Here is a 20,293-nt window from a genome sequence, read left to right as displayed (position 1 = left end):
TTTAAGTATAAATGGTCCTCTGAGACTGATATGAGAGTAGGCTATAACTTTGCTGATATCGCGGCTGTTTATGGTCGTATAGGGGCACACATATATAAAAAGCATATATTATCCGTTATACGCGGAAAAATGCCTTACTATAATCAAACATTTACTAAATTGGCTCCTGCATTTGGAGCAGGCTTTATGATTAAAAACTTCACCAATATCTCAACAGGAGTTGAATATCGCTTTACCGGGCAACCAAAACATACGTTCACTATTAAGATCCAGACTGATAACTTTAATGATAAATGGAAACAGCCAGTGCATGCTGTTCTGGCAAAAGTAAGCTACCACTTCTAGATAAAGCATTGCTGTTAAGCACCACCTCAATGGCCCTTTTTTATTGATACAACCGTTACTTATATAATATTGTCAGCCTATAAAATGAGAGCGTCCGCTTTTCTCGGCACGCTCTCTTAAACAATTCAAGGCTTTTATCCATATCTTTGCAGGCTAATTTCTTTAAGGAAATCCTCTTTCTATGCTGCCGCATTATCCTGCATAAGCTGCTCCATCATTGTCTTTGATGTTACAAAGTCTGTTTTACCAGTCGGCAATACTGGAATGGCTTCAACTGTGAACAAGCGACGTGGCAGCATCAATTCCGGATAGCCACCCGTCCTAAATTGCCCAATTAATTCATCCCTTTTAAGGGCAGCTGTCGTCAGCAGCACTAATTGTTCGCCCTTGCGGTCATCAGGGGCGGCTAATACTACATGGCTGTAGTCAGGATAGAACTTTTGCAGAGCCTCTTCGACGGCGCCCAGCGAGATCATCTCGCCAGCAATCTTAGCAAAGCGTTTTGCTCGACCTTTAATTGTCACAAATCCTTGGTCATCGACCCCCACAATATCACCCGTATCGTACCAACCCAGTTGTGGTTCTTCACCGTCAAAAAAGCTAGCAGCAGCCGGAATAATCTGCCCGGTGTCTGAATCGAGGTAGCCCAGCATCACATTCGGCCCCTTAATGATCAAGCGCCCCGCATTTTCAATTCCTTCTACCGGGCGTAGGTGATAGCGCATGCCCGTCAAAAACCGCCCCACAGTTCCAACTTTATTCAGCATTGGCGTATTGATAGCAACCGCAGGCGAAGCTTCTGTGGTCCCATAGCCTTCTTGCACTTTGATACCAAACTTTTCAATCCACAGACGCCGCGTTTCTTCCCTTAGCTTTTCGGCCCCCGCCACCACCAACCGCATCGAGTAGAAATCATAAGGATGGGCAGAAACAGCATAGCGACTCAAGAACGTATCCGTCGCAAAAAAGATAGTAGCATTAATATCATAGGCCATAACGGGGATAATGCGATAATGCAGGGGCGAAGGGTACTCAAAGACTTTAATGCCTGCTGTTAAGGGGGCAATGACGCCACCAATTAAGCCAAATGAGTGGAAGGTTGGCAAAGCATTTAAAATAACGTCCTGGGTAGTCAGGTCAATCATCGATGTTAACTGATAGCGGTTAGCATTGAGATTAGCATGGCTTAAGGCTACCGCTTTCGGTAAGCCTTCAGAGCCTGAGGTAAATAGGACAACCGCAGGATCCTCAGCTTCAATGGTTTGCTGGATGCGACGTGCAGCGATTTCCGGCAGGTAACTCGAGAGGAAGCCGCGCAGTTTATCAAGAATGCCGATCTCTGATTTTAAATCTTCTAGATAGAAAATCGTCGCATGTTCTTCTAATTGCTTAATGGTATTCTCTAACCGTCCCAGCTCAACAAATTTGCGCGACGTTAACACCAGGCGGACACGCGCTAGCTTGCAGGAATGGATTAAAATATTAGCACCTAAGGAAAAATTCAGCATTGCTGGCACACGGCCAAAGAAGAACTGTGAGGTAATACATAACAGCGATGCCGTGCTGGTCGGCAATAAAACCCCGACCCGTTCATGACGCGTCGTTCTTTTTTCGATCCAGCGACCAAGAATGAAGCTACGCATAATTAACTGGCGATAAGTTAACGGCTGTCGTTGGATGTCTTCAACAATTTCCCGGTTCATACCATGAATTTTTGCGGCATCAATAATGGATTGGGTTACCGTCTGGCGATAAGGAGAGGTATCAAATATCATCCCGACCATAATATCATAAATCTGATTACTAATAACCCGACGCCGCTCTCTGCCTTTTAGATTCTGGTTAACCTCAACCTGCCGCGGCGGGAGAATGGTTAAAGAGATCTTGGGGAACAGCTTACGTTTAACTTTGCCCCGCAGTCGCGAAAAGAAAGAATATTGCGCTCCTTCGATACGGACAGGAAGAATTTGGGCCCCCGCCCGATCAGCAACCATTCCAGGACCATCAAAAACTTTCATCAACGCCCCTGTAACAGTAATACGTCCTTCTGGGAAGATAACACATTTTTTGCCTTGGCGAATCAGCTCTACTAGCTTTTTGGTTGCCATCGGATTGGTCGGATCAACCGGTAGGATATTCACGCCTGGGCGGATAATGCGAATCCACCAGCGGGTTATATATTGGGTCCAAATTGCATAGTTTAATTTGCCAGGCAGAAAAGCAAAAAGAAGAATCGCATCAATAAAGGAAACATGGTTAGCAATAATCAGCACCCGCTCGCCGGCATTTCTAAAATTATCCATCCCTTTGACTTCAACCCGGAAAAGCACTTTGAGAACAGCTTGTAAGGCCAGTTGGACTAAAGATTCAGGCACCAGATAAGATAACTTATGCATAGCAAATAAGTTGAGCAGCGCCACAATCAAAAAGATATTGATGATAGTAATATCCATCGCCATCAACACCAGGGTCGCCAGCGACGAAATCATCATAAAAAAGGCATTGACGATATTGTTAGCAGCAATAATCCGCGAACACTTTTTAGAATCTGCTTCTGTTTGTAACAAAGCATAAAGAGGAACAAGGCTCATGCCCACAGACACAGCAATCATAAGGAGATCAAAACAAATACGCCAGCTGTAATTCTTACGCAAAAGGTCAGCCACGCCAATATCCTGTGTAAAGGGTACGCCAAAACTGACATATACCATATCAAGCATAAAAATCGTGGTGGCTACAGCCCCCCACGGAATCAAACGCGCATCAATATGCCCGCCCATGAAGCGATTGCTTAAATAGGATCCCAGCCCGATTCCAGCAGCAAAGAGAAACAAAAAGAAGTTAGCCACACTGGGATTAGCGCCCAGCACCACCTTCCCATAAAACGCGATCTGCGTTAACATGGTTACGCCAATAACCCAAAACCATGAAATTCCCATAATACTTAAAAAGATAGAGCGATCCTCAGAGGCTTGCTTAACCAGATTGACAGTTTCTTCAGCGATATTCTTATTAATGACGACTTTCGGATCCGCAGGCTCAGTGGCGGGCAGCTTTAAGGAGATATAGAAGGAAGCACACACCGACATTAGCATCACAATCGCCAGCAAGGTGAAACCGCTGGTCTCAATGTATCCCAAAAAGTTACCCAAGGACGTGCCAGCTAAGATCGCTAAAAAGGTGCTGCCTTCTACCAGGGCATTGGCATTAACGATTTTATCTTTTTTTAATAGGGTCGGTATCAAACTGTACTTGATTGGACCAAAAAAGGCCGATTGGCTTAACGTCAAAAATAGTGTTAATAACAGGATAGGAAACGACTGGGCCACTAAACCATAAATTGCAATAAGGACGACACCTATCTCGCAAGCTTTTAGGATCTGAGTTAAATAAGATTTGTCATATTTGTCAGCCAGCTGCCCCGCTAGACTTGAAAACAGGAAAAACGGACTTATGGCAATCGCACTCACCAGGGGAATAAGCCAGCCTTGACTATAGCCAGACTTAATACCTACTCCATAAGTGACCATTATAATTAAGGCTTGTCGGAATAAATTATCATGAAACGCGCCTAGAAGCTGCACCCAAAATAACGGTCCAAAGCCCTTATCTCGAATCAAGCTGAAAAAACTGTTATTCATTCTTTTTCTCATAATTACCTAAAATGTTACTAAAGGTTACACTATAATTGTAAAAAAGAAAATCATCGTCATGGTTAGAACAGTCGCCCTCGTGCTATCCTGTCAGACTGAATGGCTATATTGTGAGACTAACCGCGTCCTAGGAAGAAGCACTCGGCATCCCACGTATAAAACAATTTTGGCTACTTTTGAAGGGGATAAAGCTCCCTGCAAGGTCTATTCTCAGTTGATTTTACAGGGAAGCGATGTAATAAGGATGGTCGAAAAAGGAGATGCGAGGCTGCGCTGACATCTTCCTATTATATTATGAACTTAAAAGAGAATTTCACGCATTTCGACTTGAGGCTTGTACCTTGCTTTGATACCACGCCATTAATGGTTCATGCGGTAAGATGATGGTTGTTGCTGTCTCCGCTTGACTGTTGCCAAAGGCATGGGTAAAGAAATCAAGGAGCAGATCTTCTCTTTTGGCAAGATCATAAGCTTGCATCAAAGCATTATAAATTTTCTGAGCATATTCTTCGGCAGGAATCTCCTTTTTCTGGTACGCCATAAAAATCATTTCGACTTCAGTGCTAGCAGTCATCTCTATCCCACGTAGGGACTTAAGTAAGCAAGTGGTGCCAATGGTGATATGGTTTACTAGGCTATCTCTTATATTCTTAAGGGCAAAATGTGCCGTTTGATAGTTATCCCAACCAAGCTTCTCCTGCTGCCATAATTCAAACAATTGTCTGTTAATGTTGTGCACATATTCTAACTGCTCGTAAGTAAACGCTGTTGCTTTAAGCGGATCACCGTAGAAAACAGAACTCATTGCCCTGTTAGCAAACATAATCACTCCTGTTAGGGCACTGCTTTGGGTGAACTTATACTCTCTTAATTGATTGCTAGCTAGCTGGGAAGCAGGCAACCTAGGCGCCATGGGGGCGTGCTGGGCTGGAAGAGGAGGCTGAGAAACAGGCTGTGCAGTGGTGGTACGAGCAGAGTCCACATCATGAGTCGTCGACGGTTGTGCCAGCCGTTCTAAGTCTAGTCGAGGCCTTTGATTACGATGCAGCTCATTAATAGGGGCCTCTTCTCCCCTTTTTCTCTTAATAGTTAAGCCTGTTTCAAACATCACGTATTTTTTAAAAATCTTTTCAAATGAATTCGTACGTTTTATATAAAGCTGCTTCTTCAAGAAACCTATAAGAGTCTGCTTAGACATCTGTCCTAAGAGCACCTCATAAAAGAAATCAATCCAATTTGGGTTCGTATATAGAAGGAAAGCTTTAAAGCCATGTGTATCCGTTATTTCAAGTGGACAGGGTAAGTTAGAAGGAAAAACTTGTTTAGTTGAGTTTGGTAACATCTCAGCACGTGCATAATTTACTAATCCCACAAAATAGAATCTTGCATATTTTTGTATAAGCGCATCCTTGGAATCATATTCTCCGGCAAGCATACTCAAGAAAGCTGAATTAAATTGTTGGCCCATACACTCGATATATTTTTTCATAGAAGCAGGCTTAAGATAAGGACTCAATCTATCAATTTTGTTAATGCACTGTTCTTGAAATTGAGGAAGTGCTATTAAACGTGGATCAAAAAATTGAGCATAAGCTGAGGTGTCTATAGGCTCCTGCTTTACCAAAGCGGCACCTGGCCCAGGCGTATCCGCGCTTAAGTGGGGCGCATCCATGCTTAAGCTTGTGGTTAGCATCAAACTTCCGCTAAAAAGAATTTTCATTATTCTTGTCTTTATACATTGCATTTTAATATCAACTTTTAGTTTGGTTTTTAAATTTTTAGCTAATTGATTTAATCATTTTCTTCCTCCTATATAGGAAGAGGTAAGCGTTTTTGCAAGGGGAAATCTAGGCTTACTCATTCCTGAAAGAAATGAGTAAAAATTCCTCCTAAATTTCTTTACACCATAAGGATGAAGATTTTAGGGTCATCTTAGGAGGGGGCCCGGAAGAAAGCAGTAAATGGCCCTGTTTCTAAGCATTGTATTTGGGGCGGACTCTAGCAACTCTCTTGCTTAAGAATGGTATCGATCTGAGCGATAACGGCGGCAGGCGAAAGATCAGCAATATCTTCTGATTGCAACCAGTGAATTTTACTGTCGGGTGCTACCGCTTTAGCAGCATTGGTTTTTCCGGAAAACAAGATTAAAACCTTAGCGACACTGGCGGCGGCTAAATGCATGGGCCCGGTGTCATTTCCCACGACCAGGCAAGCGCCTTTGGCCAAAGTAATAATATCGGTGAGGCTGGTCTGACCGGTCAGATCAAGCGCTTGCGGGCAAGATTGCTGGATTAAACTGTTATCCTCTCCCGGCCCACCTACAATCACCGGTGTTAGCCCGCGCGCACTCAATGCTTGGCCTAGGGCAGCATAATGGTGCTGAGGCCATTTTTTTGCCCCATTAAAAGTGTTTGATGCTCCTGGCACCAGCACCACATAGGGCGTCGGTATGGGTGTTGTGAGAGGGGTCGCAAGATAGCGGAGATCAGGTTTTTGCAACCGCATACCAAACACAGCTAACAAGGCTTGTTGGCGATCCAGCGTATTAATTTCAAATCCTTTCGGTTCCAGAAAGCGAACCGCTGCTCCCGGGGCCCGCCCGACCCACTGTACGCCGCTCAAAGGTCCGCCCATCAGATAATAATAAAAGCTTGTGCGTTGGCTTAATTGTAAATCATACACGCGCTCAAACTGTGCGTCGAGCAGCTGCCGTCTAAAGGCAAGCAAGCTATTAAGCTGGTGAAATTTTAAACGCTGATGCACCCAGACATCGTCAAAAAGGCGGGACTGTGTCAACAGCTCCCTGAAGGGAGCCGTGGTTAACACCGTAATGTGAGCCTCAGGATGATGGTGGCGAATCGCTTTGAACGCCGGGAACGTTTGAATCACATCGCCCAGGGCACTTAAGCGAATAACGAGGATCTTTTTAACTGGCCAAGGATGCATGGTCGGACGATTTCTGTAAATACGCTTCCATAAGTTCTTTATACACTAAATCAACAGCCAAAGATTTCATATAGCTTTTATCGGTACTCTTGAAGTCAAAATCCGCTAACTGATGGATCTGCGTCATTGACTCTGGCGTCCGCACTACCCGGTTATGGTCACCCCAAGGCCCGTAACGCTCCTCATTTGTGGGCCCAAATAAGCCAATCGTAGGCACACCTAGGGCAGCTGACAGATGCATCAAGCCCGAATCATTGCCGACAAATACCCGGCAGCGCTGCAAACAGGCGGCCACCTCCAGAAGATCGGTATAAGTGCTGATCACAATTGTCCGCTCCGGGGGTAATGCCGCTACTAACGGCTGCAGACTCTGCGCTTCGGAAGGTCCACAGAGAAGGACGCAGCGGGCGGAGGTATGGGTGAAAAACCGTTCAATTAAAACTTGAAAATTCTCTAATGGCCATTGCTTACCATACCAGTTAGCAATAGGGGCGATGGCAATGGTATCATCGCGCTCACCCATAACCTTGGCCGCCAGCTGTTCTGATGCCGCAGACAGCCAGATTTTGGGCGGGATTGTCGTCGGCATCTTAAAAGACTGGGCAAAGCGTTCGACCTGATGGCCAATGGTGTTACCTTTAGACCAAACATAACGTTCTTTGCAGCCAATAAGGTAACTGATGGAAGAGGATCGAGCATCGATCACAATATCCCATAAGGTGGTTACAGTTTGGCTCCATAAGTTCACCCAATGCCGTTTCCAACTTCTTTTATCGAACGTAATAATCCGCTCGAGCGATGGCACCGCTTGAAATAAGGAACTAACGAGGGAGGAGGCCGCCACTGTGACATGGATACCGGGATGCTTCTCAATGATATAGTTTAAAGCACACGTTGATAAAACGGCATCCCCAATCCGATTAGGGGCAATAAAGAGAAGTTGCATCAGTTGACTCCTGAGAAAAAACTAAGCTGCAGCGAACCATAATGGAAACGCGAAAGAGATAGTCTAAGCGGAGAGATAGCCTATCTCTTTAGCATACAATTTTGTTACCTTTTTAGGAGACTAAACGATAATTTAGATATTTTCAACTTTCCTGCCGTAGGCGGACGATGCTTGGCCACCTGATTAAAACGCTCTTAAATTAAGCCAGCACCTTAAAAGGCGCTGGAGAAAGATAAAGTTAAGATGGATTAACCTAACCACGGATACAGAGCTTTTAAGCGATTATTGCGCTCATTCACCCCTAGATTGAGAAGTTCTAATAGCTCAGATCGAATAGTGTTAACCGTGCTCAGCTGATCCTTAAGCTTTTTATGGCTATTCTGTTGATGCTCAAGGGCATTCTCACAAATGATCATTTTGTTAAGGTACTCTGCAAACAGACGATTGCGAAATTCTTCGGCTTGTTTTTGAAACTGTGACTCTGTTACTAAATTAGCAACCGTTTCTTCCTCCCTTGCGTATCGCTGTGCCAATTGTCTAAGATTTTGCTGATGCTTTTTGACATATTCCTCATCGTTCAAAACCGGAGCACAAGATTGTATTAAGGCATCTAGTGTCACGCTTTCAATTTCCAATTGCTCAATACTGTGAGAAACCTTATCAATCTGGTGACTAATTAGAGTTGTTATCTGAGCAAAGCTCAGCGGCAGAAGTTCATGCTCCTCGAACAGTATTTGAGATAGAAGGTTACCGATCTTGACAACCTTATCCCCAACACAAACTAAGTTATCAAGACGACTATATCGTTGGATGTGTCGCTCTTCATTGACAGAAGAAAAATCAGCAATAGCCTGTGGAGTAGCAAATTTAACCATAAATCCTGGACTATTGAACCCTTCGATAATTCTTGAGATTTCTCTGCCAAAATCAGCGATCTTTTTATAGAAACTTGCTACTGCTGGGTTATTGACATGCCCTAGTCCACATCCAGGCCTATGCAAGCCTGCTTGCAAATAATTTTCAGCTATGAAAGGCTGCAGCAGCTGCTCTAGGTTTTCAAGACGCTCATGAGTTGCATCAGTCGCCCTAAAGGCGACATCTTGCAATTTACCAGTAATTGTTGTTAAGAATTGTTGAGAATCAGTTTCATTTTGAATACCCCCTCTAACATACCATTCAAGGGCCGTCGTTACATCTTTAGATACACCCTTACCTTTTTCATAAATTTCCCCTAACATACGCAGGGAAAAATTATATCCCTGATCAGCGCTCCTTTTATACCACTTTATTGCCCTTTCAAGACTTTTAGGAACGCCTACACCTTTCTGATAAGCATAACCTATTGCAAATGAAGACTGGCCACAATCCTGCTTAGCAGCCTTTTTATACAACTTAACCGCCATTTCAGGATCATACTCTATGCCAAAGCCATTCCAATAAGCTTCAGCTAATAAAAGTTGAGCTTTTGGATAGTCTTGCTCAACGGCCTTTTGAAGCCATTTTATTCCTGTTCCACGATCTTCCTTTACGTTATTACCATTAAGATAAGCGTGTCCTAAACGATGTTGAGCAGGAGCATGCCCTTGCTCAGCGGCGGCTTGCAACCATTTTACTGCCATTCCTCGATCCTGAGCTATGCCCTTACCTTTCATATACGCCTGGCCTAAGGCATATTGAGCAAGGACATGACCTTGCTCCGCCGCCTTTTGCAGCTATTCCACTGCTACCGCGGGATCCTTAAGTACTCCTTTACCCTGCTTATAAATCAGCGCTAACTCTAGCTGCGCTTCTGGGTTACCGGCCTCAGCTTCAGTGTGAAGCTCTTCCACAGATAAGCTATTAAGGCGTTGTCTTTTGACTTCAGGGGTATCTGTTTCAACTTGGCCCGGTACCTGCGCCTGTGTGGCTTCATAGGGGCGTTTTCCTGAGCTTGCCTGTATAGGCGCATCCATGGCGGCGGCAAATGTTAGAGACATAGCAAAAACTGAGGCTGAGCTATACAAGCTATAAAATATTCTTTTCATTTATTATTTTCCATATCAATATTAATTCACAACTACTTGTTATATAAGCATTGAAATTTTTTTCAACTATATGTTGTTTTGAATTCAATTATGTACTCAATTTAATGACAGCTACTATAAGGGTGCTGCATTAAAGATGAACACTATTTATATATCGGTATAAACGCCTGCCAGGTATTTGCTTGCTTTTGAGAAGACATTTATTAAAGCACCTCAAGACTTTAAGCAAACTATGACTATTATTGTAGCCAAAAGATGAGCAAGGGATTATGATAGGCACAACATTTACAAGAAACTCATATAACTAGGATAAGATGATTAAAACAACACTTACACAAGAACTTCAGAAGAGTGTTAATTTATTTAAGGCTCTTTTAGAATCCTCGCAAACGACTGAGCAAGTCACGGCCATTGTTGAAGCGATGTTACAGGCCCTTAAAAATGGTAAAAAGATCCTGTTCTGTGGTAATGGCGGCAGTGCCGCTGATGCACAGCATTTGGCCGCTGAGTTTGTAAGCCGTTTTTCCTTTGATCGCCCGGCCTTAAATGCCATCGCTTTGACAGTTGACACCTCAGCATTGACGGCGATTGCCAATGACTACAGTTATGATTATGTCTTTGCGCGCCAGGTCGAAGCCTTGGCCAATACCGGCGATATTGTCGTGGGCATCTCCACCTCTGGCCGCAGTAAAAATGTTCTCGCCGCCTTAAAGGCAGCAAAAGAAAAGCAAGCGCTAACGGTTGGCTTTTTGGGTCAAGAAGGACGCGATATTGGGGCAATCTGTGATTATCAGCTTAACATTCCCTCCCACGAAACCCCGAAGATTCAAGAAGGCCATATTACCATCGGCCATGTTATCTGTGCTTTAATTGAGCAACAATTATTTAGCTCCTACGCGCCTCAACCCCTTTAATCTGGTAGGTCCAGCCATGCATCTAAACTCCCAAGCTATTGAAAAACTCGAGCATTCAAATGAAAAGCGCATCTTATGTTTGGGAGATTGTATGCTCGATAAATTCGTCTATGGACAAGTGAGTCGCATCTCCCCAGAAGCCCCGGTCCCGGTTTTCCAAGAGTCCTATGAAACTAGGATGCTGGGTGGGGCGGCGAACGTAGCGGCCAACATTGGTGCTTACGATTGCTCGGTTGATTTCATCAGTGTCATTGGCAGCGATGAAGAAGGCGACACCTTTCAACATGTCTTACAGAATCATCCCCGCATTACCCCTTACTTAGTGATCGATGCGGCCCGGCCAACCACAACTAAGATCCGCTTTGTGACCAACAGCCAGCATTTACTGCGCGTTGATAAAGAAGTGGGCACTGAGATCTCGCAAGAGCTCCAGGCTCAAATTATCGCACACTTTAATACCCTTATTGAGAAGTGTGATAGTGTCCTGTTATCCGATTATCGTAAAGGTTTTTTTAGCCCTGACTTGACTCAGCATCTTATTCACAAGGCGCGCTCAAGAAATAAAACCATTATCGTTGATCCAAAAGGTACTGATTACAGTAAATATCAAGGCGCTTCTCTTTTAACGCCTAACCGTTCGGAGTTGAGCACAGCCACGGGCTTACCCGTCACCACTGACCACGAGATTGCGACAGCGGCTCAGTATTTAATTGATAAGTTTGACATTGGGGCTGTTTTGGTAACCCGCAGCGAACAAGGCATGAGCCTTATTACTGCTGATAGGGCAAGTCACATCAGTACTGAGGCCAAACAAGTCTATGACGTCTCGGGAGCCGGTGATACCTCTGTTGCCACCCTGGCCTTAGCTTTGGCCTGTGAGATTGATTTAACGATTGCCTGTGAAATTGCCAACATTGCCGCCGGTATTGTCGTGGGTAAATCGGGCACCGCTCTGGTGTACCGAGATGAATTATTAAATCATTTATGTCGTAAATACCGCTCGCATTTGCCTGAAAAGTTGACTGATTTAGCAACAGCACAGCTGCAAATCCAACGCTGGAAAGCTGCTGGCAAAAGGATCGGCTTTACCAACGGTTGTTTTGATCTGGTTCATCCCGGCCACGTCACCCTGCTTAAGAAAGCAAAGCAACTATGTGATTTCCTAATTGTAGGGTTAAACAGTGATGTCTCAGTCAAAGGGTTGAAAGGTGAACAACGTCCCATTCAAAATGAGCAAGCCCGGGCCGCGATTTTGTCAGCCTTAGGGGACGTCGACTTAACAATAATCTTTGACGAGCCAACTCCCATCAATTTAATTACCGCTTTACAGCCTGATGTTTTGATCAAGGGCAGCGACTATACAATTGACCAAGTTGTCGGCGCCGATATTGTGCAGGCCCGCGGTGGTACAGTCGCGTTAATTGACCTTGTCCCCAATCATAGTACCACCAACATTGTTAAAAAACTTAGTACCTAAATGCGGAACAGAGCCTTATTTTTAGATCGAGATGGCATTATTAATCATGATTATGGTTATATTGCCACGCGCGAGCGGTTTCACTTTATTGACGGAATTTTTGAAGTCTGCCGCCAGGCCCTGGCAAAGAACTACTTAATTATTGTGATCACCAATCAATCGGGTATTGCCCGTGGCTTATTCTCCCTGGACGATTTCCACAAATTGACGGCTTGGATGCACGACCAATTTAAAGAGCACTCGATTGCAATCACCCAGGTTTATTTTTGCCCTCACCATCCAGATGGCAAGCTCCCCGAGTTTTCAATTATCTGCTCTTGTCGCAAACCTAAGCCAGGCCTATTTCTAAAGGCAGCACAAGAGCATCAGATTGATCTGAATCAATCAATTATGGTGGGGGATAAAGCACGAGACTTAATTGCCGCCCAAGCCGCCGGGGTGGGCGCCAGAGTTTTGATGGCAGATCATCCCTGTGAAGCGGCCACGCATGTTATCTCCTCTCATTTACACCTGATAAAGCTTTTGTAAAGGTACCATTTAAGGGTAAGAGGAGATCATAAAGCCTTCGGCTAAGAGGGCAAATAGTCTTTCTTCCATTTTTTGCTTGGCTAATATGTGACAAAAGCGCTACATTTAAAGAGAAGAGAGTTTTTGATGGAGCTGAAGATCGACACGATGACAGGAATGGACATACAATATATCACTGTCTTGTTGATGGCTCTGTTTAATTTACTAGGCGATACCCCTATTATCATAGGTTTTGCCTTTGCTTTTAAATTAGATCAATTCGCCGCATGGCAATCCGTATTTATACAGTTTTCTGATTTACCACAACGATACTATCAAGTAATACAGTGGAACTGGTTGGCAGGGCGGCATGTTATGGAGAATAATGCCACATGGCTCGCAAAATGCTTATTGACGCGACTCACCCAGAAGAGTCGCGCGTTGCCGTTATTGATGGGAACCGCTTAGAAGATTACGAGGCAGAAACATCAACCAAGCAACAATTTAAAGGAAATATATATCTAGCAAAAGTTATCCGTATTGAGCCATCCTTACAGGCTGCCTTTGTCGAATACGGACAAAATCGTCATGGTTTTTTACCCTTTGCCGAAATCCATCCTGATTATTATCGCATTCCCGTAGGTGATCGCCCTGCGGCTGAACACATAGAGAAAACCGCAGAATCTGACCAAGCTTTGTCAGAAACCTTATCTGACGCTCTGCCCGAAGTTACCAATGAAGCGCCGACCACCGAGCTGGTGCTCGAAGAAGCAAGTGAGGACGAGGAAGAAATCGTTACCCGTCGTCCAAGAACTTATAATTATAAAATTCAGGAAGTTATCAAACGCCGCCAGATTATGCTAATCCAAGTGGTCAAAGAAGAGCGCGGCAATAAAGGAGCTGCATTAACCACTTACTTATCCCTTCCGGGTCGCTATTGTGTGTTAATGCCAAATGCCGGCCACCGCAGTGGCGGAATTTCGCGCAAGATTACTGATACGTCTACGCGCAAGCGTCTACGCGATATCTTAAATGACTTACCCATTCCAGATGGGATGAGCTTAATCGTTCGTACCGCCGGCCAAGATCGCAACAAATTGGAAATCCGCCGCGACTTTGAGTATCTTATTCGTCTGTGGGGCGATATACGCGAAAAAACCTTAGCATCCATTGCCCCAGAGTTAATTTATGCGGAAGGCGACATTATTAAACGGTCCATCCGCGACAATTACGGTAAAGATATTGATGAGATTTGGGTGGACGGCGAAGAAGGCTACAAGGCAGCCCGAACGATGATGAAGGCCTTAACGCCAAGCCATGTCAAAAAAGTTAAACAGCATAAAGATGAAACCTCTCTTTTCCAAAAGCATGGTGTGGATACTCAGATTGATGCCATCATGGCCCCAGTTGCGTCGTTGCCGTCCGGAGGTTCAATTGTCATTAATCCAACGGAAGCCTTGGTTGCGATCGACGTTAACTCTGGCAAAGCGACCCGGGAACGACACATTGATGAAACAGCATTAAAGACTAACCTTGAAGCGGCAGATGAAGTCGCCCGCCAAATGAAACTGCGTGATTTGGGTGGCCTTGTGGTTATCGACTTTATTGATATGGCTGACCAAAAACACATCCAACAGGTTGAAAAACGCCTGCGGGATGCGGTCAAGAATGATCGGGCCCGCATTCAGTTAGGGCGGATTAGCCAGTTCGGATTGATGGAATTATCACGGCAACGTTTACGACCCAGTATTATTGAAGCCAATATGAAAGCCTGCCCCCATTGCCGTGGGACTGGTATGGTACGTTCGACAGAGTCGATGGCACTATTCGTTTTAAGAGCAATTGAAGCCGCCGGTGTCGCCGGTAAAAGCGCCTCCGTGATGGTGACTGTCCCCTCTGACATTGATCTCTATCTTCTTAATCAGAAACGAAGCAATATCCTCTTAATTGAGCAGCGTTATAACATGTCAGTAATGATTCAGCGCGACCCTCATTTGATGGTGCCTGACTTTAAAATAGAGACAATTCAAGTTAAAGCAAAACTTGAAAAAGCGCCCATTGAAGAAGCTCCTCTTGCAACCGTTGAAGAGCCGACAGAAAAAGAGGCCACTGAGGAAAAGAGATCTGACGCCTCAACCAACCAAAGTCATGACAGAAACCGGGGTCGTCGTAATCCATTCCAACGGCGACGTGGCAACCATAATGAGCGTAAAGAAAACCAGGAAGCAGCTGCGATTAAGAGTCAGGATACACCTGAGCCACCCCTTGCCGTTGCCAGCGAGGAAGAGCTAACAGAGCCTAAATCCTCTAAGAGCCGCAATCGTCGCCGTCGCCGGGGCCGGAGGTCAGATAAAGCAGCGGAGACCAACCAAACCGCCCTTACTGCACCTTCGGCTTCGCCAGCACCTTCAGAATCTTCAGCCGCAGCTGGAGAGGAAAAGGAAAACGGCGAAACCCGCAGCAAAGCCTCTGAGAAGAATGGACGCAACCGTCGTCGGCGTCAACGCAGTGATGAAGCTAAGCCAGCAACTGAGACCACCGAGTCTTCAGCTATCCCCGCCCAGGTCAAAATGGTAACAACGGAATCAGTTGCTGCGCCTTCTTCTGAAGAAAGTGGCAAGGATACTCCTGCTCCAGAAGGGAAGAAAAGGCGTCGTGGATTCTGGCGACGTTTACTTGAGGCATAAACCGTGAGGTGCACTGATGGCGCACATTTTAGATGGTAAAGCTCTTGCAGCCAACCAAAAGCCAGAGCTGCAAGCGAAAGCGCAGAAATTAACGCGCCGCCTGGGACGCCCTCCTCAGCTGGCAGTCATATTAGTCGGTGACGATGCTGCAAGTGAAATTTATGTTGGCCGCAAAACAAAGCTCTGTGAAGAATTAGGCATCCAATCGGTGACCCATCGCTTAGCAGCGATGACCACCGCCCAGGAATTAGAAAAGCTTATTCATCAACTGAATCATAATGATCAGATTGATGGGATACTTTTGCAATTGCCATTGCCCGGTCATATTGATCGCTATCACATGATTCAGTCCATTGACCCAGCTAAGGATGTGGACGGTCTTCATCCCTTAAACCAGGGCTACCTTTTTCAAGGCCAGCCCCGCTTGGTCCCGTGCACCCCTGCTGGATGCATACAATTGCTCCAGAGCTGTTGTCCGGATTTAACTGGCAGGCGTGTAACAGTTATTGGCTCGTCCGTTCTCGTGGGCCGTCCTTTAGCGGCCCTATTATTACATCAAGGCGCCACTGTCACCTTAGCAAATTCTAAAACACGTCAGCTAACAGAGTTAACCCAGATGTCCGATATTGTTATCTCGGCCACGGGTCAACCGCAGCTGATAACAGCCGACCACATTAAAGAAGGCGCGATTGTGATTGACGTAGGTATTATTCGCGTTAATGGCAACTTAGTTGGTGATGTGAATTTTGAGCAAGTTGCCCCTAAAGCATCCTTTATTACCCCCGTGCCAGGAGGGGTAGGCCCCATGACCATTATTAATTTGATGGCTAATATTCTTAAAGCTGCAGAGGAGCGCCACCATGATGCAAAAGCCTCTAAAAGTTCCTAGCTCGCCCCTGTTTGGGTCAGGTCCTTGCAAAAAGCATCCAGACTGGCAAGCGAGCGAGTTGCAATCTGCTTTTCTTGGTCGCTCACATCGAGCTCCCGAGGGAGTGGCCCGAATTCAGAAGCTTGTTGACTATACAAGATCGGTGTTGGAAATTCCTCAGAATTACGCGATTGCGATGATTCCAGGCTCAGGCACTGGCGCAGTAGAAACGGCCCTGTGGAATTTCTTAGGCCAGCGCCCAGTCGATATCTTTGCTTGGGATGTGTTTGGAAAATTATGGGTCACCGATGCCACCGAACAACTTCCTCTTCCCCAAGTGCGGACTTTTATCGCTGACTTTGGACAGCTCCCCGATTTAACGCAATATAACAGCAGCCATGATTGTGTTTTTACTTATAATGGTACCAGTGCCGGGGTGATGGTTCCGGATTTACACTGGATCCCAGAAAACCGTGACGGCTTAACCATTTGTGATGCCACCTCTTCTGCGTTTGTAATTCCGATAAAGGAATGGAATAAATTAGATATTACTTGCTTTTCTTGGCAAAAAGGGTTCGGAGGCGAAGCCGCCCACGGTATGATTATTGTCAGTCCACGGGCCTTAGAACACTTAAGGCGACATCAGCCAGCATGGCCTATCCCACGTCTTTTCCGGTTGACTAAAGCGGGCGAGGTTATTACGGCTATCTTTGAAGCGAAAACCATTAATACGCCGTCGATGCTCTGCGTTGAAGACGCCATTAAAGGGTTAGAATGGGCTTATAATCTGGGCGGGCAAGAGGCCTTGTGGCAACGGGTCCAAAGCAACTTTGCCATTATTGATGGCTGGATAAGCCAGAACCCCGATCTTGAACATTTTGCCATTGCGCCCCAGTCCCGCTCGCGGGCTTCCGTTTGCTTTAAACTTAGCCCCTCCTATTGTAAGGGCGTCGACCAAGCTTCGCTAATCAGCACTATTGCGTCTCAATTAGCAGAGTTAGGCGTGGCCTATGACATTAAAAACCATTTCCTAGCGCCTGCGTCTTTTCGGATCTGGTGTGGCCCGACCCTAGAGGCAGAAGATTTACAAATCTTGACAGAGTGGATGAATTGGGCGCTAGCAGTACATCGCCCCAGTTAAAAGCTGAAGAGGAACAATCGCTGGCTTCCTCGGACTCTTGCCAGCGTCTCTTGCTCATCCACGCCCAGCTTGGATCTTTCAATTTCAGCTCAATCATTTATCCCCCGTTTGCTCTAAGGAGCACGGCGTTGTCACCGGGATTGGACAAACTTATAAAAGTCCTCTAGAACATTGACGTCGCCGGAGAGGATGGCCGGGACATCGTAGGAATGATGACGTTTGATCCATGCCCTTAAGTTGGCGGCTTTCTCACAGGAAACCTTAAAAATTAGCGCACATTCTTGAGAGGTTTCAACTTTGCCTTGCCATTTATAAACAGAGGTAAGGACAGGAATAATATTGACACAAGCGGCGACTTCTTGTTCGATGGCGTGACGCGCTAACGCCTCAGCAGCGGTTAAACAATCCATCGTTGTATAAATTATTGTTATCTGCTGCATTGGATTGTTACCCGCTAAAAAGATGTGCCTCAACTTAGCATAAGCTTCAGAAATTTAAAAAAGAAAAGAGCAGCGCGCTGGTTAAGTGAGAAGATTTAGTTAATGAACAGCTTGAGTCAGGAATCTTTTTACAGCCTTAACGGTAAAGACGCGCTGATAAGCGCTCAAAACAGTATCCAACTTATTAATCCGACCTTAGAGAACAATTATACCTGATGCGATATCTCTCTGTTGAGGGAGGCGCCGCCAATTGCAATCCTTTCAGCGATACTCATAAGTAAGTTAGTATCCTTATTATATCTCTCTTTACTGATAACCAAAGAATATCTGGATGAAAATGGCTAGCTTTCTTTTATATTTCCATTTTAAGGAGTTAGCGCAGCTTTCTCTCCCCTTAAACAAGATTATTGGTTGGTTTCTAGCTCAGCCAGAAGGTGGTTATATCTTTGCCTAAAGGCAGCTTCCGCCCCCCTTTCATCAACATAACCAACGATTCGAGGATCATCAATAAGCGCGCGCACCACATCCAATACTCTATAATTTAGTGAAATCTCTAATATTGTGCTCCATAATAGCCGTAACTGATAAGAAGGTATACCTTCTATATTATCTCTGAAAAATTTTACATGGGCCGATTGAAGCTCCTCTAGCGCAGATTCTCTTTGCTCTCCTTTAAACAATAACACCATAATGCCGTGAGACATTAATAAGTCATCCTCAAGTTCCAGATTATTCCTAAGACGATCTAAGTCACGCATCTCCTTTAGCTTATGTGCAACAACAACTGGCTGCTTAATATAAAAACAGTCAGCCCTCCAAGAATCAAGGGAAAGATAGGCTAATAAATTAACGGGGATAGATCCCTGGTGGCCAGCTTCTATTAGATTTTGTGCCTTTTTGATTATTTGCCGGCCAAAGGGATTAATAGAGTCAAAATAGACGTAATAAAAACTAGCCTGCTTACCTCCAATCTCAGATCCTACGAAGAAGAGAGAAGGGTAAGCCAGATGAATATGGAATTTTAATATCCCTAAGTACCATGTAAAATTATTAGCCAACAAAGCTTCGCCTTCTTCTTGACGGCGCAGATCAGGAGTGCACTCTAATAGATTTATATTGTTACTCATTCCAATATTAAGAGCAGAAAGATAATAGTTCAAACCTAGGTTTCTTAGGGTTGCTTGTTTTTTATCACGCTCACTGGCTTCCGTATCCCTAGCTTCTCTAGGTGTAGGGTTCTCATAAGAAAGGTCTATGACTTTTTCAATAAGGTTGAAAAAGAATTCAGCAGTTATTGGTAACGAGTAAAAGTCTCTTAAGGTGAGATTGCTAGGTCGATAGGTGTCGGGATTGATAAGCTCTAAATCTATATAGAAAGATTCGTTAACTTCCATTTCAAGCAATGGCTTAAGTAATTTATAGGACAACCAAAGATCAAGCTGCTCAAAGTCTTTATTGGTTAAGGAGGTATTTATGCCTACATTAACTTTCTCCCGGAACCCTTCGTCAGATAGCTGACTAAGAACCCTTTGTGTCAAAGCTTGGAAATGGTGATTGAGACTATCCTCGCTAAGAGCAGTGGCTGTAATGTCATTAGCCGTAGCTATGAAGCTCGCCAATATTGGGTGACCTTTATCTCTGAGGATGTGACAATAACGGCTAGATAGAGTTTTTGGCCCCCTGAAAATACCAAAAAATAACTTTGAGAAGATATGGTAGAAGTCTGAATCTGGCAACTGTAGGAGTTCATCGGCCGAGATAACCGGATAAATGTCAAGATCTAGAGTAGGAGGAATTTGCCAAAGTTCTAGGTCACCAATTTCTTCATCATTCTTGAGAGAGAATGAATCGTACGTCTGTCGTAACAACGACGCTGCCTCAAGATGCCCATGAATAGCAGCAAAATTGAGATCTCGAATACTTCTCTTTAAAACTTCTAAAGGGTTCTCAATGCTGGGAGCCCCCTCTTGGTTGGTAATTTTGTTATATTCTTGCCAGCGCTCCTTTCCTCTTCTTAACTTTAACAGAGCAAAGAAACGAGATTTAACACCCCCTAGATTATCACTGCTAAGTGTATTATATTCCTTTTCAGTGAGGTATTTGCTAGCAATACTTAGCCATACGGAACTTGCATCGGCTAGCTCCCGCATTTCCTTACTAACTTGCCTAGCAGCAAGCGCTGTTTCCATATCAGTGTGGGATAGGACAACAATTTTTAGTTCTGGCGCCAGCTCTCCAAAAACATTCTTCTCATTTTCCGTTGTCTCCATACTGTAATCTATCTCTATTAAAGGAATTAATAGGATGAGGGACTGTAAACTTAATAAAAGGGTTTGATTAATCGT

General features: G+C 44.8%; 16 protein-coding genes. 8 read left to right on the top strand and 8 right to left on the bottom strand.

The window, feature by feature from the left end; genetic code table 11:
* Nucleotides 1–30: 30 nt before the first annotated feature.
* Nucleotides 31–345 (top strand): outer membrane protein, encoded by a 315-nt coding sequence (locus HMO_RS0107770; protein WP_010301008.1) that lies wholly within the window; start codon nucleotides 31–33, stop codon nucleotides 343–345.
* 179 nt (nucleotides 346–524) lie between these two features.
* On the opposite strand, the gene HMO_RS0107765 is transcribed toward HMO_RS0107770, so the two are convergent.
* The 6 genes from HMO_RS0107765 to HMO_RS15615 all read right to left on the bottom strand — a co-directional run bounded on the left by HMO_RS0107765 (nucleotide 525) and on the right by HMO_RS15615 (nucleotide 9,914).
* Nucleotides 525–3,986: an acyl-[ACP]--phospholipid O-acyltransferase gene (locus tag HMO_RS0107765; RefSeq protein WP_010301006.1), complete on the bottom strand. Its 3,462-nt coding sequence runs from the start codon at nucleotides 3,984–3,986 to the stop codon at nucleotides 525–527.
* 325 nt (nucleotides 3,987–4,311) lie between these two features.
* A complete protein-coding gene (locus tag HMO_RS0107755; RefSeq protein WP_010301000.1) occupies nucleotides 4,312–5,718 on the bottom strand; it encodes a hypothetical protein in 1,407 nt (468 codons plus the stop codon).
* Nucleotides 5,719–5,996: 278 nt separating this feature from the next.
* On the bottom strand, nucleotides 5,997–6,944 hold the full coding sequence (locus HMO_RS0107750) for a glycosyltransferase family 9 protein (RefSeq protein ID WP_010300998.1): 948 nt from the start codon (nucleotides 6,942–6,944) through the stop codon (nucleotides 5,997–5,999).
* Nucleotides 6,925–7,890 carry a glycosyltransferase family 9 protein gene (locus HMO_RS14305; RefSeq protein WP_010300994.1) on the bottom strand — a complete coding sequence of 322 codons (966 nt, stop codon included), beginning with the start codon at nucleotides 7,888–7,890 and terminating at the stop codon, nucleotides 6,925–6,927. The genes HMO_RS0107750 and HMO_RS14305 overlap by 20 nt, the downstream gene beginning before the upstream one ends.
* Nucleotides 7,891–8,138: 248 nt before the next feature.
* A complete protein-coding gene (locus HMO_RS15620; protein ID WP_280956257.1) occupies nucleotides 8,139–9,602 on the bottom strand; it encodes a tetratricopeptide repeat protein in 1,464 nt (487 codons plus the stop codon).
* Nucleotides 9,603–9,914: an SEL1-like repeat protein gene (locus tag HMO_RS15615; protein WP_010300987.1), complete on the bottom strand. Its 312-nt coding sequence runs from the start codon at nucleotides 9,912–9,914 to the stop codon at nucleotides 9,603–9,605. It abuts the gene before it with no gap.
* 317 nt (nucleotides 9,915–10,231) lie between these two features.
* Here HMO_RS15615 and HMO_RS0107735 point away from each other — a divergent pair, with 317 nt between their 5' ends.
* The 7 genes from HMO_RS0107735 to HMO_RS0107710 all read left to right on the top strand — a co-directional run bounded on the left by HMO_RS0107735 (nucleotide 10,232) and on the right by HMO_RS0107710 (nucleotide 17,508).
* The gene (locus HMO_RS0107735; RefSeq protein ID WP_029448664.1) at nucleotides 10,232–10,828 is read left to right on the top strand and encodes a D-sedoheptulose-7-phosphate isomerase; all 597 of its coding nucleotides are present in this window, start codon (nucleotides 10,232–10,234) and stop codon (nucleotides 10,826–10,828) included.
* 16 nt (nucleotides 10,829–10,844) lie between these two features.
* Nucleotides 10,845–12,305 (top strand): D-glycero-beta-D-manno-heptose-7-phosphate kinase, encoded by a 1,461-nt coding sequence (gene rfaE1 / locus HMO_RS0107730; protein WP_010300981.1) that lies wholly within the window; start codon nucleotides 10,845–10,847, stop codon nucleotides 12,303–12,305.
* Nucleotides 12,306–12,833 carry a D-glycero-beta-D-manno-heptose 1,7-bisphosphate 7-phosphatase gene (gmhB, locus tag HMO_RS0107725; RefSeq protein WP_010300979.1) on the top strand — a complete coding sequence of 176 codons (528 nt, stop codon included), beginning with the start codon at nucleotides 12,306–12,308 and terminating at the stop codon, nucleotides 12,831–12,833.
* Between the two features lie 87 nt (nucleotides 12,834–12,920).
* On the top strand, nucleotides 12,921–13,280 hold the full coding sequence (locus HMO_RS16785; protein ID WP_139016855.1) for a hypothetical protein: 360 nt from the start codon (nucleotides 12,921–12,923) through the stop codon (nucleotides 13,278–13,280).
* A complete protein-coding gene (locus HMO_RS0107720) occupies nucleotides 13,205–15,499 on the top strand; it encodes an Rne/Rng family ribonuclease (RefSeq protein ID WP_010300973.1) in 2,295 nt (764 codons plus the stop codon). Before HMO_RS16785 ends, HMO_RS0107720 begins: the two co-directional genes overlap by 76 nt.
* A 16-nt stretch (nucleotides 15,500–15,515) precedes the next feature.
* Nucleotides 15,516–16,388: a bifunctional methylenetetrahydrofolate dehydrogenase/methenyltetrahydrofolate cyclohydrolase FolD gene (gene folD, locus HMO_RS0107715; protein WP_010300971.1), complete on the top strand. Its 873-nt coding sequence runs from the start codon at nucleotides 15,516–15,518 to the stop codon at nucleotides 16,386–16,388.
* Nucleotides 16,360–17,508 carry a phosphoserine transaminase gene (locus tag HMO_RS0107710; protein ID WP_010300968.1) on the top strand — a complete coding sequence of 383 codons (1,149 nt, stop codon included), beginning with the start codon at nucleotides 16,360–16,362 and terminating at the stop codon, nucleotides 17,506–17,508. The genes folD and HMO_RS0107710 overlap by 29 nt, the downstream gene beginning before the upstream one ends.
* Before the next feature lie 131 nt (nucleotides 17,509–17,639).
* On the opposite strand, the gene cutA is transcribed toward HMO_RS0107710, so the two are convergent.
* Together cutA and HMO_RS0107700 are read right to left on the bottom strand one after the other, a co-directional pair.
* Nucleotides 17,640–17,948: a divalent-cation tolerance protein CutA gene (gene cutA / locus HMO_RS0107705; protein WP_010300965.1), complete on the bottom strand. Its 309-nt coding sequence runs from the start codon at nucleotides 17,946–17,948 to the stop codon at nucleotides 17,640–17,642.
* A 404-nt stretch (nucleotides 17,949–18,352) separates the two neighbouring features.
* Complete coding sequence (locus HMO_RS0107700; protein ID WP_010300962.1) at nucleotides 18,353–20,218, bottom strand: F-box protein; 1,866 nt, start codon at nucleotides 20,216–20,218, stop codon at nucleotides 18,353–18,355.
* Nucleotides 20,219–20,293 lie beyond the last annotated feature (75 nt).

Origin of the sequence: Candidatus Odyssella thessalonicensis L13 (assembly GCF_000190415.1) — a bacterium.
GTDB lineage: Bacteria > Pseudomonadota > Alphaproteobacteria > Paracaedibacterales > Paracaedibacteraceae > Paracaedibacter > Paracaedibacter thessalonicensis.
The sequence above is the reverse complement of the archived record's forward strand: the minus strand, read 5'-3'. Positions and strand labels throughout refer to the sequence as shown.

What these genes read in the sequence shown, in the direction of transcription:
- rfaE1 (WP_010300981.1), top strand. Translation starts at nt 10,845, where the DNA reads ATGCATCTAAACTCCCAAGCTATTGAAAAACTCGAGCATTCAAATGAA.
- HMO_RS0107770 (WP_010301008.1), top strand. Translation starts at nt 31, where the DNA reads ATGAGAGTAGGCTATAACTTTGCTGATATCGCGGCTGTTTATGGTCGT.
- HMO_RS14305 (WP_010300994.1), bottom strand. Translation starts at nt 7,890, where the DNA reads ATGCAACTTCTCTTTATTGCCCCTAATCGGATTGGGGATGCCGTTTTA.
- HMO_RS15615 (WP_010300987.1), bottom strand. Translation starts at nt 9,914, where the DNA reads ATGAAAAGAATATTTTATAGCTTGTATAGCTCAGCCTCAGTTTTTGCT.
- HMO_RS0107750 (WP_010300998.1), bottom strand. Translation starts at nt 6,944, where the DNA reads ATGCATCCTTGGCCAGTTAAAAAGATCCTCGTTATTCGCTTAAGTGCC.
- gmhB (WP_010300979.1), top strand. Translation starts at nt 12,306, where the DNA reads ATGCGGAACAGAGCCTTATTTTTAGATCGAGATGGCATTATTAATCAT.
- HMO_RS0107765 (WP_010301006.1), bottom strand. Translation starts at nt 3,986, where the DNA reads ATGAATAACAGTTTTTTCAGCTTGATTCGAGATAAGGGCTTTGGACCG.
- HMO_RS0107700 (WP_010300962.1), bottom strand. Translation starts at nt 20,218, where the DNA reads ATGGAGACAACGGAAAATGAGAAGAATGTTTTTGGAGAGCTGGCGCCA.
- HMO_RS0107755 (WP_010301000.1), bottom strand. Translation starts at nt 5,718, where the DNA reads ATGAAAATTCTTTTTAGCGGAAGTTTGATGCTAACCACAAGCTTAAGC.
- HMO_RS0107710 (WP_010300968.1), top strand. Translation starts at nt 16,360, where the DNA reads ATGATGCAAAAGCCTCTAAAAGTTCCTAGCTCGCCCCTGTTTGGGTCA.
- HMO_RS0107720 (WP_010300973.1), top strand. Translation starts at nt 13,205, where the DNA reads ATGGCTCGCAAAATGCTTATTGACGCGACTCACCCAGAAGAGTCGCGC.
- folD (WP_010300971.1), top strand. Translation starts at nt 15,516, where the DNA reads ATGGCGCACATTTTAGATGGTAAAGCTCTTGCAGCCAACCAAAAGCCA.
- cutA (WP_010300965.1), bottom strand. Translation starts at nt 17,948, where the DNA reads ATGCAGCAGATAACAATAATTTATACAACGATGGATTGTTTAACCGCT.